The organism is Ruegeria sp. CG11 (genome assembly GCF_056537245.1).
Genome location: NZ_JBQFRE010000005.1, coordinates 97,035 through 109,826 on the forward strand (window position 1 = coordinate 97,035; position 12,792 = coordinate 109,826).

Genomic DNA, 12,792 nt, shown 5'->3' on the forward strand with positions numbered 1-12,792 from the left:
TCCTAGGTTTGCGCAAAAGCTTGGGAGGGCGTCATGGCAGTCGGCAAGAACATCCGCACCTATTTCGAAGGTCAATGGCATGACGGGAACGCCCCGATCATGCGCGCCGCGGATCATGGATCATGGCTGGGATCGTCGGTCTTTGACGGCGCGCGTTACTTCGAAGGCATGGCCCCGGACCTTGAGGCGCATTGCGCCCGCGTAAATCGGTCCGCCGAGGCGCTGATGCTGACGCCCTCGGTGACGACCGAACAAATGGTCGAGATCGTCCGCGAAGGGCTGCAAACCTTCGGCCCCGGCTCAGCCGTATACATCCGTCCGATGTACTGGGGCATCGACGGCGACGCGACGGCCATCGTTCCGCTGGAAAACAGCACCGGCTTTGCAATCTGTCTGGAAGAGATTCCGATGGCTCCCGAAACCGCGTCGGTCACGCTGGGATATACACGGTTCCGCCGCCCGGTTCTGGAATCCTCGGTCGTGAACGCCAAAGCCGGCTGCCTCTACCCCAACAACGCACGGATGCTGCAGGAGGCGCGCTCGAACGGGTTTTCTAACGCGCTGGTTGCTGATGCCCTTGGCCATGTCGCCGAAACCGCTACCGCCAATATTTTCATGGTCCGGGATGGTGAGGTGTTCACCCCCACCCCCAACGGCACCTTTTTGGCCGGTATCACCCGCGCGCGCCATATCAAGAACCTGCGCGCCGACGGCGTGTCTGTGCACGAAGCCATCCTCAGCTTTGAGGACTTCCACAAGGCGGATGAGGTCTTCATGACCGGCAACATGAGCAAGATCACCCCGGTCACCGCGATTGAAGACACCCAATATCAGGTCGGCCCCATCGCCCGCCGCGCGCGCGAGCTGTATTGGGATTGGGCAACCAGCACGCGTTAGGCTCTGGTTGCCAGCGCGCATCTGGTCGGGCATGATCGCCTGAAACAACTGAGGACACTTCATGCGCAAATTCCTTGTCATTCTGGATGACAGTCGCGAATGCCTGAACGCGATGCGCTTTGCCGCCATGCGTGCTGCCCATACCGGGGGCGGCGTGACAATCCTGTCGGTCATCCCGCCGGATGAGTTCAACCACTGGATCGGTGTGGCCGAAACCATGCGTGAAGAATCGCGCGAGCGTATCCACGCCCACTACGAGGTGTTCGCAAAGTGGATGCGCGACAAGCAGGGCGTTGACCCCGAACTGGCGATCCGCGAAGGCGATCCTGTTCCGCAAATCATCGAACACGTGCAATCCGACCCCGAGATCGGGGTGCTGGTGCTGGGCGCCGGAGTTGAAAAGAAAGGCCCCGGCCCGCTGGTGACGCAGTTGACCAAGAATTCGGGCAGCCTTCCGATCCCGATCACCATCGTTCCCGGCGACCTGAGCAAGGAAAAGCTGGAAGAGATCACCTGAGGCAGTCTTATGTCGCGCAGCATCCAGTTCTGGTTCGAATTCGCCTCGACCTATTCCTACCTCAGCGCGGTGCGGATCGAGGATTTGGCGGCCCAGCACGGGATCTCGGTCGAATGGCATCCCTTTTTGCTGGGTCCTATTTTCGCTGCGCAAGGCTGGGACAATTCCCCGTTCAACATCTACCCGGCCAAAGGGCGCTATATGTGGCGGGATATGGAGCGGTTGTCGGCCCGGCGCGGCCTGCCGTTCTCCCGGCCTGACCCATTTCCTCAAAACGGCCTGAAGGCCGCGCGGCTTGTGTTGTCGATGGATGCCCAACCGCAAAGGGCTGCGTTTGTACGTGCCGTCTATGCCGCGGAATTTGTCGATGGTCTGAACATCTCGGACGACGATGTGCTGGTCGATTGCCTGTCGCAGGCCAGCCTGCCGGCCGAAACACTGGCCCGCTGTCAGGACCCGGACATCAAGGCGGCCCTGATTGAACAGACAAAGACGGCCCAGACCAAGGGGATTTTCGGGGCACCCAGCTTTCTGGTGGGGGACGAACTGTTCTGGGGCGATGATCGGCTGGATGAAGCCATGCAACTGGCGGGCGAAATTTAGAACGGTTCCAAATCTTGACTTCCCCGGCGCGGGCCCGCATATCAGTCACAACTGAAACGGAGCCGTGACATGTTCATCCAGACCGAATCCACGCCGAACCCCGCAACGCTGAAATTCCTGCCCGGCCAGATCGTTCTGGAGGCCGGAACCGCAGACTTCCCTTCGGCGGAAGCCGGCGAGAGATCGCCCCTGGCCAAGCGCATCTTCGCAGTCAACGGTGTGACCGGCGTTTTCCTGGGCAATGACTTTGTGACCGTGACCAAATCTGACGACGTTCAGTGGGATCACATCAAACCCGCCATTCTGGGCGCAGTGATGGAGCATTTCCAGTCCGGTCAGCCAGTTCTGGGCTCGGACGCTCAGGCTGCATCGGGTCATGCCGAACACACTGGTGAAGACGCGGAAATCGTCAATCAGATCAAAGATCTGCTGGACAGCCGCGTGCGTCCAGCGGTGGCTCAGGATGGGGGTGACATCACCTTCCACGGATTCGACCGGGGTGTTGTTTACCTGCACATGCAGGGTGCCTGTGCGGGCTGCCCGTCCTCGACCCTGACGCTGAAAATGGGGATCGAGAACCTGCTGCGCCACTACATCCCAGAGGTGACCGAGGTGCGCCCCGTTGCCGTCTGATCCACTGATTCTGGCGTTTGATACATCGGCCGCGCATTGCGCGGCCGCTTTGTTGCGGGGTGACAGCATCCTTGTGTCCCGCACCGAGTCCATGTCGCGCGGTCAGGCCGAACGGCTGATGCCGCTGTTGGAAGAGGTTCTGGCCGAAGCGGACTGCACCTGGCGCGACCTGACGGCCATTGGCGTTGGGATCGGTCCGGGGAATTTCACCGGCATCCGTATCTCGGTCTCTGCCGCGCGGGGATTGGCCTTGGGTCTTGGAATTCCGGCCGTAGGAGTTTCGGGCTTCGACGCGTTGGCCGCAACCGGGGACGGGCTGCCCGCAATCCGCGCCCCGCGCGAACAGTTCTATGTCGCGCTGCACGGGCAAGATCCGGCGCTAATAGCGCAGGAGCAGGCAGAATCACTCGGGGACCTGATCCTGAACGACGATGCAGACGCTCAGGTGCGGGCCATCGCCCGGCTGGCGGCGCAAAACTGGCAGAGCGTCACAACTCCCCCGGCCCCGCTGTATGTGCGGCCTGCGGATGCGGCCCCGTCGAAAGACACGCCCCCCGCATTGCTGGACGGATGACCCCGCAGGACCTGGCCCATACCCACGCGGCGGCCTTTACCCAGTCGCGCCCTTGGACGGATCGGGAATTCGCCGATCTGCTGGACAACCGGTTCAACCATGTTGTTGGGAACACTGAATCTTTTGCCTTGTTCCAAGTCATAGCGGATGAGGCGGAACTACTGACAATCGCGACCCATCCCAGCCATCAACGGCAGGGTCTGGCGCTGAAATCAATAAGAGAATGGCACGCGAAGGCCCGTAATCTGGGCGCAACCCGCGCCTTTCTGGACGTCGCGTCAAACAATTACCCCGCCATTGCCCTGTATGAGCGGTGTGGATACACGCCCTGCGGCCTGCGCAAGGGCTACTATTTACGGGAAAACGCTGAAAAAATCGACGCCATCGTCATGGAATGCAACCTGGTCTGAGCGCCAAGGCTGTATTTTTTCGACCATTCGGTCAAAAATCAGTTGACCGCACCGGTTGCAAACGCCCTTAATTCCCGCCATCACAACAGTTATGCTCGCTCACAGTGGGTAAACGGGGCTATCTTGGCCCCGACCGACAATAACAAACGGGAGTATGAAATGACCCTGATGAAATCCTTGATGGGCGCTGCCGCCGCCGTCGCGCTGACTGCTGGTGCGGCGCTGGCCGAACCGGCCCTGATCTTTGACCTGGGCGGAAAGTTCGACAAGTCGTTCAACGAAGCCGCGCATAACGGCGCGTCGCGTTGGGCCGAAGAAACAGGCGGCACCTACCGTGAGATCGAACTGCAGTCTGAAGCCCAGCGCGAGCAGGCCCTGCGCCGCTTTGCCGAGGCTGGTCTGAGCCCGATCATCACCATGGGTTTCGCAATGGCCGATCCGCTCAGCACGGTTGTAGCTGATTACCCCGACACGAAATTTGTCGTGGTCGACGTGAACTGGCTGGACGCACCGAACCTGCGTCAGGTTGGCTTTGCCGAGCATGAAGGCTCGTATCTGGTCGGCATGATGGCCGCCATGGCCTCGGAATCCGGCACCATTGGTTTCATCGGCGGTATGGATGTTCCGCTGATCCGCCACTTCGGCTGCGGCTACGCGCAAGGCGCCAAAGCGGTGAACCCGGATATCAACGTGGTTGCAAACATGACCGGCACCACCCCGGCCGCATGGAATGACCCGGTTAAGGGTTCCGAGCTGACCAAGGCGCAGATCAGCCAGGGCGCTGACGTGGTCTATGCCGCGGCTGGCGGCACCGGCGTTGGTGTTCTGCAAACCGCAGCCGACGAAGGTATCCTGTCGATCGGCGTGGACAGCAACCAGAACCACCTGCACCCGGGCAAGGTTCTGACCTCGATGCTGAAACGCGTTGACGTCGCCGTCTACGACGCGATGAACGCAGGTGACAATCTGGAAACCGGCGTATTCGCCATGGGTCTGGCCGAAGACGGTGTTGGTGTCGCGATGGACGAAAACAACGCCGCGCTGGTCTCGGATGAGATGAAAGCAGCCGTTGAAAAAGCCCGTCAGGACATCATCGACGGCAACGTCAGCGTTGTCAGCTATTACGAGAACGACAGCTGCCCGGCACTGCAGTTCTGATATCGCGCGGGGCGGGGGTTTGACCTCCGCCTCGCATCCACTCTGCTGCGCGGTTCGCGCGGCCCTTCGGCAATCTGAGGACAAGACATGACCGTCCCCGCCATTGAGCTCAAAGGGATTTCCAAAGCCTTTGGGCCGGTTCAGGCCAACAAAGACATTTCCATCAGCGTCGCCCCCGGCACGATCCACGGGATCATCGGTGAAAACGGTGCGGGCAAATCAACGCTGATGAGCATTCTCTACGGGTTTTACAAAGCCGATAAAGGCGAGATCTGGATCAACGGCACCAAGACCGATATCCCTGACAGTCAGGCCGCGATTGCGGCTGGCATCGGGATGGTGTTCCAGCATTTCAAACTGGTCGAGAATTTCACCGTTCTGGAAAACATCGTTCTGGGTGCCGAGGACGGCGGGCTGCTGGCCCCGTCTCTGGCCAAGGCCCGTAAAGAGCTGAAAGAACTGGAAGAAGAATACGAGCTGTTCGTCGACCCCGACAAACGCATCGACGAGATCGGCGTGGGGATGCAACAGCGGGTCGAGATCCTGAAGGCGCTGTACCGCAAGGCCGAGATCCTGATCCTTGATGAACCCACCGGCGTGCTAACCCCGGCCGAGGCGGATCAATTGTTCCGCATCCTCGACCGGCTGCGGGCCGAAGGGAAAACGATCATCGTGATCACGCATAAACTGCGCGAGATCATGGAAAACACTGACACCGTCTCGGTCATGCGGCGCGGACAGATGACGGCGACGGTCAAGACGGCTGAGACCAGCCCCGAAGAGCTGGCCGAACTGATGGTCGGCCGCAAGGTTCTGCTGCAGGTGGACAAGGTGCCTGCGAAGCCCGGCAAACCCATTCTTGAGGTCGAAAACCTGCGCGTCTTCGATCAGGCAGGCGTCGAGCGGGTCAAGGGCATCGATCTGAGCGTCCGTGCCGGTGAAATCGTCGGCATTGCGGGTGTTGCAGGCAATGGCCAGTCGGAACTGCTGGAAGTTCTGGGCGGGATGCGTCCGGGTCAGGGCTCGATCAAGCTGAACGGCGCGCCTCTGGCGCTCAGCGGGCACGGGTCTGACGGACAGGCCCGCCGCGCGCAACACATCGCCCACGTGCCTGAAGATCGCCAGCGCGAAGGGCTGATCATGGACTTCCACGCGTGGGAGAACGTGGCCTTCGGTTATCACCGCGACCCCGCCTATCAGCGCGGTATCTTCATGGACAACGCCGCCCTGCGCGCCGACACCGAAGCCAAAATCGAGAAATTCGATGTGCGCCCGCCCAATGGCTGGCTGACCGCCAAAAGCTTCTCGGGCGGCAACCAGCAGAAAATCGTCGTCGCGCGCGAAATTGAACGCAACCCGGACCTGTTGCTGGTCGGCCAGCCCACCCGTGGTGTGGACATCGGCGCGATCGAGTTCATTCACAAACAGATCGTCGCCTTGCGCGATCAGGGCAAGGCGATCCTGCTGGTCTCGGTGGAGCTTGAGGAAATCTTCTCGCTGTCCGACCGGATCGCGGTGATGTTTGACGGACATATCATGGGCGAACGCCTGCCTCATGAGACAGATGAAAAAGAACTGGGCCTGCTGATGGCCGGTGTTGCGGGAGAGGCCGCGTAACATGGATAAAATGCCCAAATGGGCCGATGTCGTTCTGATCCCGCTGATCAGCTTGATTCTGGCCACAATCCTTTCAGCGCTGGTGATCCTCGCCATCGGTGAGAACCCGGTCGAGGCGGTGAACCTGATGGTCACCGGCGCGTTGGGGTCGACCTATGGCTGGGGGTATACGCTCTATTACGCGACCAACTTCATGTTTACCGGGCTTGCGGTGGCCGTGGCCTTCCACGCCCGCCTGTTTAACATCGGTGGTGAAGGTCAGGCGATGCTGGGCGGGCTTGGCGTTGCCATGGTCTGCCTCTACATCCCGTGGCCGCATTGGAGCATTGCCTTGCTTGGCGCCGGGCTTGCAGCAGCTCTTTTCGGTGCCGCTTGGGCCGCGATCCCGGCCTATTTGCAGGCCAAACGCGGCAGCCATATCGTGATCACTACGATCATGTTCAACTTCATCGCGGCGGCCTTCCTGAACTATATGCTGGTCAACGTGATGCGCCCGCAAGGCTCGCAAGACCCCGCAACGGCACGTTTCCCCGAGGCGGTGCACCTTCCGACCTTCCAGTCGATGTTCTCGACCGCCGAAAACGTGGTGTTCCGGGGTGCGCCTGCAAATATCTCGTTCTTCGTGGCGGTTCTGGCCTGTTTCGTCGTCTGGGCACTGATCTGGCGAACGCGGCTGGGCTATGAAATACGTGCCTATGGCCATTCGGAAACCGGGGCCGTCTATGCCGGGATTTCACCGGTTCGCATCACCATCGTCGCCATGCTGATCTCGGGCGCTCTGGCAGGCATGATGGCCATCAACAACGTAATGGGCGAGGCCGAACGGCTGGTTCTCAATTCCACCGAAGGCGCGGGCTTTATCGGCATCGCTGTGGCGCTGATGGGGCGGTCGCATCCGTTTGGCGTATTCCTGGCGGCGCTGCTGTTCGGGTTCCTCTATCAGGGCGGCGCCGAGCTGGCGTTGTGGACCTCAATCCCGCGTGAATTGATCGTGGTCATTCAGGCGCTGGTGATCCTGTTTACCGGAGCGTTGGACAACATGGTCAGGATGCCGCTTGAAAAGCTGTTCCTGAGCCTGCGGAAGGGGGCAGAGTGATGGAGTTCTTCATTACACTCATCCAGGTCCTCGATTCAACCATCCGTCTGGCCACGCCGCTGCTGCTGGCCTGTCTGGCGGGGTTGTATTCCGAACGCGCGGGCATTTTCGACATTGGCCTTGAAGGCAAGATGCTTATGTCGGCGTTTTTCTCGGCTGCGGTAGCCGCCGTGACCGGATCGGTCTGGCTAGGGCTGCTGGCCGGGATCGGGGCGTCGCTGCTCCTGTCTGCGTTGCATGGGGTGGCCTCGATCACTTTCCGCGGCAATCAGCTGATTTCGGGCGTTGCCATCAATTTTCTGGCCTCGGGCCTGACGGTGCTGGTCGCGCAAAGTTGGTTCAAACAGGGCGGTCGAACCCCGTCATTGTTTGGCGGAGGCCGGTTTGAGCCGATCAACTTCCCCTTTGCCGAGGCGCTGAGCGACGCCCCGGTGATCGGCCCGATCTATTCCGAGCTGCTCTCGGGCCATTCCATTCTGGTCTACGTGGCCTTCCTTATGGTCCCGTTGACATGGTGGATTCTGTACCGCACCCGGTTCGGCCTGCGTCTTCGTGCCGTTGGAGAAAACCCGGCAGCCGTGGATACCGCCGGTGTGTCCGTCGTCGGTCTGCGCTTTGCCGCCGTCGCCATTTGCGGCGTGCTGTGCGGGATCGCGGGGGCCTATCTGGCTACCGCCCTGCAGGCCGGTTTCGTCAAGGAAATGACTGCCGGTCGCGGGTTCATCGCCCTGGCCGCGCTGATCTTTGCAAAGTGGCGGCCATGGCACGCGATGTGGGCTTGTCTTCTGTTCGGTCTGCTGCAGGCGATTGCGCTGCGGTTCCAGAACATCGATCTGGGCGGCGTGGTCATCCCGGTTCAGGTCATGGACGCCTTGCCCTATATCCTGACCGTGGTCATTCTGGCCGGGTTCGTCGGCAAAGCCGTGCCACCGCGCGCCGGTGGCGAGCCATATGTGAAAGAGCGCTGACAGGTCCAGTTCCGAACACCTGTCGGTCCAGTTCGCCGCAGTGCCGCATGCAGAGTTGATTTTGCATGCGGCAACCGCTCTAAAGGGGTATGAGTGTGTTTCCTTTGATAGCCCAGATCGGATCTTCCCACATCAGGGTGCCGGAAACACAAGAACGCCCGCCTTCCGGGTGTCTTCCTATTCTTCAGCCAAATCGGAAATTCGGGTGTCTACCCGAGCGTACGATATTCGCCATGTGGCCGTGGGGTTTGTCCCCGGTGCGCCGCATAAACGCCTCACCCCAATGGTTTGAGACAGTCCGGGTCACCCAAGGTGGCGCGTCCGGTCTCATCCGGTAATTCCATATGCAGATTTACCTTCCTATCGCCGAAGTCTCCGTCAATGCCTTTCTGCTGTTGGGGCTAGGCGGGATGGTCGGCATCCTGTCCGGCATGTTCGGCGTGGGCGGCGGATTCCTGATGACGCCGCTGCTGTTTTTCATCGGCATCCCCCCAGCCGTCGCCGTCGCAACCGAAGCCAACCAGATCGTTGCCTCATCCTTTTCCGGTGTCTTGGCACATTTCCGACGAAGGACGGTGGACCTGAGAATGGGCACTGTCCTGTTAACCGGGGGGTTAATGGGCGCGGCCCTTGGCGTGGTGGTGTTCAACTATCTAAAAAGCCTGGGCCAGGTCGATCTGCTGGTGACGCTGTGTTACGTCGTCTTCCTTGGTGTGGTCGGCAGCCTGATGTTCATCGAAAGCCTGCGCGCGCTGCGTAAGGCCAAAAAGGGCGGCGGTGCGCCCGCAAAACGACGTCAGCGCGGCTGGGTTCATGCCATGCCGTTCAAGATGCGCTTTCGCACCTCAGGCCTCTATATCTCGGTTATTCCGCCGATGATGGTCGGGCTGTGCGTCGGTGTGCTTTCGGCGATCATGGGGGTCGGCGGCGGCTTTATCATGGTACCTGCGATGATCTACCTGCTGGGCATGCCCACCAAGGTCGTGGTTGGCACCTCGCTGTTTCAGATCATCTTCGTGACGGCTTTCACCACCATGCTGCACGCCACCACGAACTATACGGTCGATATCGTTCTTGCGGTTCTGCTGCTGGTCGGGGGCGTCGTGGGCGCACAGATCGGCACGGTGATCGGCGCGCGGATGCCGGCCGAGCAACTGCGGGTACTTCTGGCAGCTTTGGTTCTGGTGGTCTGCGGCAAGCTGGCGCTGGACCTGCTGATTGAACCGTCCGAGCTCTATTCCCTCGGCAGCGAAGGGGGGCACTGATCATGCTGAAACGCCTGATTGCCCTGCTGGTCCTGTGCTGCACCCCTGCCCTTGCGGTGGACGAGCAGGTTGTGCTGGGTCTTAGCCAGGATCGCGTTGCCATCACCGCGACCTTTGATGGCTCGGAAATTCTGATCTTTGGGGCCGTCAAACGGGAAACACCCATTCCGCCCGGCCCGCCGCTTGAGGTGATCGTGGCCGTAGCTGGGCCGTCCAGCCCGGTGATGGTCCGGCGCAAGGCTCGCAAACTTGGGATCTGGGTCAATACCGATAGCGTTCTGGTCGACCTTGCGCCCAGCTTTTACGCCGTAGCCACCAGCGGGCCGCTGGACGATATCCTCTCGGATACCGAGGACCTGCGCTATCGCATTTCAATTGAACGGGCCATCCGCTCGGTCGGGGCGGCAATGCATATCCGTGGCGCACAGTCTTTCGCGGACGCCGTAGTGCGTATCCGCGAGGATGAGGGGCTGTATTCGATCCGCGAAAACACCGTGGCGGTGGACGAACAGACCCTGTTCCGTACTTCGATCGCAATGCCCGCCGACCTGACCGAGGGCGACTACAAGGCGCGTATTTTCCTGACCCGCGGCAGAGAGGTCGTCTCGCAGTTCGAGACTACAATCGACGTGCGCAAGGTGGGGTTGGAGAGGTTCCTCTATAACCTGTCCCGCCAGCAACCGGTCTGGTACGGGCTGATGTCACTGGTTATTGCCATTGCAGCCGGTTGGGGCGCGTCCACCGCATTCCGACTGCTGCGCGAAAACTGACGCCTACCCGCGGCCGATATAGGGCATCGTCGTGGCCATCACGGTCATGAACTGCACATTGGCCTCGGGCGGCAGGTTAGCCATATGCAGCACCGAGCGTGCCGCGTCCTCGACGGCCATGGTCGGGTCGGGTTGCTGCCCGGCCTCGACGGCTGCATCCACCAACCCCTGTACCATTTGCGTGCGCGCATTGCCGATATCAATCTGACCACAGGCGATACCGAAGTCGCGCCCGTCCAGAGACAGGCTGCGTGTCAGACCGGTGATGGCATGTTTCGTGGCCGAGTAATGCACCGAGTTTGGCCGCGGCACATAGGCAGCAATCGAGCCGTTGTTGATGATGCGCCCACCTTGGGGCGACTGGTGGCGCATGATCCGAAACGCCTCGCGCGCGCTCAGGAACATGCCGTTCAGGTTGACGTTGACGCTTTGATACCAGTCCTCTAGCGCAATCTCATCAATCGTGCCACCGGGCGCGAAAATGCCTGCATTGTTGAACAGAACGTCCAGACGTCCGTTCTTGTCCTGAAAGGTTTGGAACGCGGTCTGAACCGCATCCGGATCGGTCACATCCGCAACCAGCGGGACGGCAGTGTCGTGGCCAGAGGCCATCTGGTGCAGTTTATCCGCACTACGGGCCAGCAGACCAACCGTCCAGCCCTCGGCCAGGAACAGTTCCGCCGTGGCCCGCCCGATGCCCGAGCTTGCGCCGGTTACGATGATGGTGCTCATGTCTCTTCGGCCTCCAAAGTCAACGATGCCGCCGGGACGGCGCGCAGGTCGTCCACCCGCAATGGATGGGTAGGTTTAGCCAGACGGTTGCGCACCACCCATATCAGGCGCTCTTGTGCGCGGGTGATGGCCACATAGGCCAAGCGCTTCCACAGCGGCTGTCCGGCCTCGGTCCGACCCATGCGGGCGGCGGCGTAAATGTCCGGCGCAAACACCTGCACCGTATCCCATTGCGAGCCCTGCGCCTTGTGGATGGTCACCGCTGCGCCATGCAGAAAGGTCGCGCCCATGCGGGCGGCAAAAGGGATAAAGGGTTCTTCCTCATCCGGCTTCTCGATCTTGACGATGGAGGCGGCGCTGACCTGCGGGTCTTCGGCCCCCATCACGTGCAGGCGCGAAAACCCCGGCTTGCGCCCCGGCCCCAGATAGATGACTTGGGCGCCCTTGATCAGCCCGCGCGCCTCAAGATCCAACCGTTTCTTACGGTGTTTCAGAGGCAATTCGATTCCGTCGCAGATCAGCGGCTCGCCTTCCAGCAACTCGGTATCCGGCGCGCCGTGGACATGCCGGAACGCCTGAATCAAGCGGATGCGTGTCGCGTTGCGCCAGACCAGAACCGGGCTGCGCGCCATCAGATCAACCTCGACCCGCTGGCCCCAGATCACGCGGTCGTCCTGCCGGGCGGTTTGTTCGATCAGGCGTTCGAAATCCTCAAACCCCATTTGCGGGTCGGCCAGCGCGTGGGCAAGATCAAGGATCGGGTTATCCGCGTCCTGCCGGTGAACCCGATGTAGGATCTGCTTGCGCGGCTCGGGCAGAGCCTCAAACACCATGCTACCGGATTGGTTGACCGGGGCCAGCTGGGCCGGGTCGCCAAACAGCAGCAGAGTCGGAAAGATTTCCTGCAGGTCCTCGAACTGGCGGTCATCAAGCATCGAGGCCTCATCGACGAAGCCGATATCCAAGGGCTCATCCCGGCGTTTCCAGCCGGTGATGAAATCCGAGCCGCGCAAACCAGCAGCGGCCAGCGCACCCGGGATAGATTTGTTATTTTCATAAAACGCCGCCGCGCGGTCCAGCGCCTCATCCGTCAGACCTTCGATCTCGGGGCGTTCGTCGTTACCCGCCAGCCATTCGGCAATGCGTTCGTATTCCGGGTCATAAACCGGCGTGTAAAGGATGCGGTGAATGGTCGTCGCAGGCACGCCGCGCAGGCGCAAAACGCTGGCCGCTTTGTTGGTGGGTGCCAGAATTGCAAGACTGCGCTTTTCCTTCGCCTTGCGGCTTTCGAAATCACCCGAGACGATTTGCGCCCCGGTTTCGGCCAATGCCTTGTACAGCTCGGCCAGCAGCAAGGTTTTGCCTGATCCCGCCTTGCCGATCACCGCCATGACACCGGATTTCCCCGCCCCCGGCAGCTTCAGAAGGGCGTCATCGTCCAGGTCAACACCGGCTGATCGCAGCATCTCGGCAATGCTGTCATAGGCGTCGGCCTGATCTTCGGAAAAGGTCACGGGGGGCATAGACATGGCGCGACCCTACAGGGCCGCGC

14 protein-coding genes are annotated in these 12,792 nt (G+C 61.0%); 12 read left to right on the plus strand and 2 right to left on the minus strand.

What is annotated here, in order from left to right:
• The first annotated feature begins 33 nt into the window (after positions 1-33).
• The 12 genes from ACR0KW_RS13500 (at position 34) to ACR0KW_RS13555 (ending at position 10,508) form a co-directional block, all read left to right on the plus strand.
• Positions 34-897 carry a branched-chain amino acid aminotransferase gene (locus ACR0KW_RS13500; protein WP_480805454.1) on the plus strand — a complete coding sequence of 288 codons (864 nt, stop codon included), beginning with the start codon at positions 34-36 and terminating at the stop codon, positions 895-897.
• Positions 898-958: 61 nt separating this feature from the next.
• The gene (locus tag ACR0KW_RS13505) at positions 959-1,414 is read left to right on the plus strand and encodes a universal stress protein (RefSeq protein WP_170327149.1); all 456 of its coding nucleotides are present in this window, start codon (positions 959-961) and stop codon (positions 1,412-1,414) included.
• 9 nt (positions 1,415-1,423) lie between these two features.
• The gene (locus tag ACR0KW_RS13510; RefSeq protein WP_480805455.1) at positions 1,424-2,017 is read left to right on the plus strand and encodes a DsbA family protein; all 594 of its coding nucleotides are present in this window, start codon (positions 1,424-1,426) and stop codon (positions 2,015-2,017) included.
• 69 nt (positions 2,018-2,086) lie between these two features.
• Positions 2,087-2,650, plus strand: coding sequence for a NifU family protein (locus ACR0KW_RS13515; protein ID WP_170327151.1), 564 nt, complete (start codon positions 2,087-2,089; stop codon positions 2,648-2,650).
• Positions 2,640-3,224, plus strand: coding sequence for a tRNA (adenosine(37)-N6)-threonylcarbamoyltransferase complex dimerization subunit type 1 TsaB (tsaB, locus tag ACR0KW_RS13520; protein ID WP_480805456.1), 585 nt, complete (start codon positions 2,640-2,642; stop codon positions 3,222-3,224). The genes ACR0KW_RS13515 and tsaB overlap by 11 nt, the downstream gene beginning before the upstream one ends.
• Positions 3,221-3,634 carry a GNAT family N-acetyltransferase gene (locus ACR0KW_RS13525; RefSeq protein WP_480805457.1) on the plus strand — a complete coding sequence of 138 codons (414 nt, stop codon included), beginning with the start codon at positions 3,221-3,223 and terminating at the stop codon, positions 3,632-3,634. The genes tsaB and ACR0KW_RS13525 overlap by 4 nt, the downstream gene beginning before the upstream one ends.
• 159 nt (positions 3,635-3,793) lie before the next feature.
• On the plus strand, positions 3,794-4,792 hold the full coding sequence (locus tag ACR0KW_RS13530; RefSeq protein ID WP_480805458.1) for a BMP family lipoprotein: 999 nt from the start codon (positions 3,794-3,796) through the stop codon (positions 4,790-4,792).
• 87 nt (positions 4,793-4,879) lie between these two features.
• A complete protein-coding gene (locus ACR0KW_RS13535) occupies positions 4,880-6,409 on the plus strand; it encodes an ABC transporter ATP-binding protein (RefSeq protein WP_480805459.1) in 1,530 nt (509 codons plus the stop codon).
• Between the two features lies 1 nt (position 6,410).
• Complete coding sequence (locus ACR0KW_RS13540; RefSeq protein WP_480805460.1) at positions 6,411-7,505, plus strand: ABC transporter permease; 1,095 nt, start codon at positions 6,411-6,413, stop codon at positions 7,503-7,505.
• Positions 7,505-8,473 carry an ABC transporter permease gene (locus ACR0KW_RS13545; protein WP_480805461.1) on the plus strand — a complete coding sequence of 323 codons (969 nt, stop codon included), beginning with the start codon at positions 7,505-7,507 and terminating at the stop codon, positions 8,471-8,473. Before ACR0KW_RS13540 ends, ACR0KW_RS13545 begins: the two co-directional genes overlap by 1 nt.
• A gap of 344 nt (positions 8,474-8,817) precedes the next feature.
• A complete protein-coding gene (locus ACR0KW_RS13550) occupies positions 8,818-9,738 on the plus strand; it encodes a sulfite exporter TauE/SafE family protein (protein WP_170327158.1) in 921 nt (306 codons plus the stop codon).
• A 2-nt stretch (positions 9,739-9,740) separates the two neighbouring features.
• Positions 9,741-10,508 (plus strand): TIGR02186 family protein, encoded by a 768-nt coding sequence (locus tag ACR0KW_RS13555; protein WP_480805462.1) that lies wholly within the window; start codon positions 9,741-9,743, stop codon positions 10,506-10,508.
• 3 nt (positions 10,509-10,511) lie between these two features.
• On the opposite strand, the gene ACR0KW_RS13560 is transcribed toward ACR0KW_RS13555, so the two are convergent.
• Positions 10,512-11,240, minus strand: a complete 729-nt coding sequence (locus ACR0KW_RS13560; protein WP_480805463.1) for an SDR family oxidoreductase — start codon at positions 11,238-11,240, stop codon at positions 10,512-10,514.
• On the minus strand, positions 11,237-12,769 hold the full coding sequence (locus ACR0KW_RS13565; RefSeq protein ID WP_480805464.1) for an ATP-dependent DNA helicase: 1,533 nt from the start codon (positions 12,767-12,769) through the stop codon (positions 11,237-11,239). Before ACR0KW_RS13565 ends, ACR0KW_RS13560 begins: the two co-directional genes overlap by 4 nt.
• Positions 12,770-12,792 lie beyond the last annotated feature (23 nt).

Bases quoted from the DNA above. Each gene is read 5' to 3' on its own strand.
- ACR0KW_RS13500 (WP_480805454.1), top strand. From the start codon at position 34: ATGGCAGTCGGCAAGAACATCCGCACCTATTTCGAAGGTCAATGGCAT.
- ACR0KW_RS13505 (WP_170327149.1), top strand. From the start codon at position 959: ATGCGCAAATTCCTTGTCATTCTGGATGACAGTCGCGAATGCCTGAAC.
- ACR0KW_RS13510 (WP_480805455.1), top strand. From the start codon at position 1,424: ATGTCGCGCAGCATCCAGTTCTGGTTCGAATTCGCCTCGACCTATTCC.
- ACR0KW_RS13515 (WP_170327151.1), top strand. From the start codon at position 2,087: ATGTTCATCCAGACCGAATCCACGCCGAACCCCGCAACGCTGAAATTC.
- ACR0KW_RS13525 (WP_480805457.1), top strand. From the start codon at position 3,221: ATGACCCCGCAGGACCTGGCCCATACCCACGCGGCGGCCTTTACCCAG.
- ACR0KW_RS13530 (WP_480805458.1), top strand. From the start codon at position 3,794: ATGACCCTGATGAAATCCTTGATGGGCGCTGCCGCCGCCGTCGCGCTG.
- ACR0KW_RS13535 (WP_480805459.1), top strand. From the start codon at position 4,880: ATGACCGTCCCCGCCATTGAGCTCAAAGGGATTTCCAAAGCCTTTGGG.
- ACR0KW_RS13540 (WP_480805460.1), top strand. From the start codon at position 6,411: ATGGATAAAATGCCCAAATGGGCCGATGTCGTTCTGATCCCGCTGATC.
- ACR0KW_RS13545 (WP_480805461.1), top strand. From the start codon at position 7,505: ATGGAGTTCTTCATTACACTCATCCAGGTCCTCGATTCAACCATCCGT.
- ACR0KW_RS13550 (WP_170327158.1), top strand. From the start codon at position 8,818: ATGCAGATTTACCTTCCTATCGCCGAAGTCTCCGTCAATGCCTTTCTG.
- ACR0KW_RS13555 (WP_480805462.1), top strand. From the start codon at position 9,741: ATGCTGAAACGCCTGATTGCCCTGCTGGTCCTGTGCTGCACCCCTGCC.
- ACR0KW_RS13560 (WP_480805463.1), bottom strand. From the start codon at position 11,240: ATGAGCACCATCATCGTAACCGGCGCAAGCTCGGGCATCGGGCGGGCC.
- ACR0KW_RS13565 (WP_480805464.1), bottom strand. From the start codon at position 12,769: ATGTCTATGCCCCCCGTGACCTTTTCCGAAGATCAGGCCGACGCCTAT.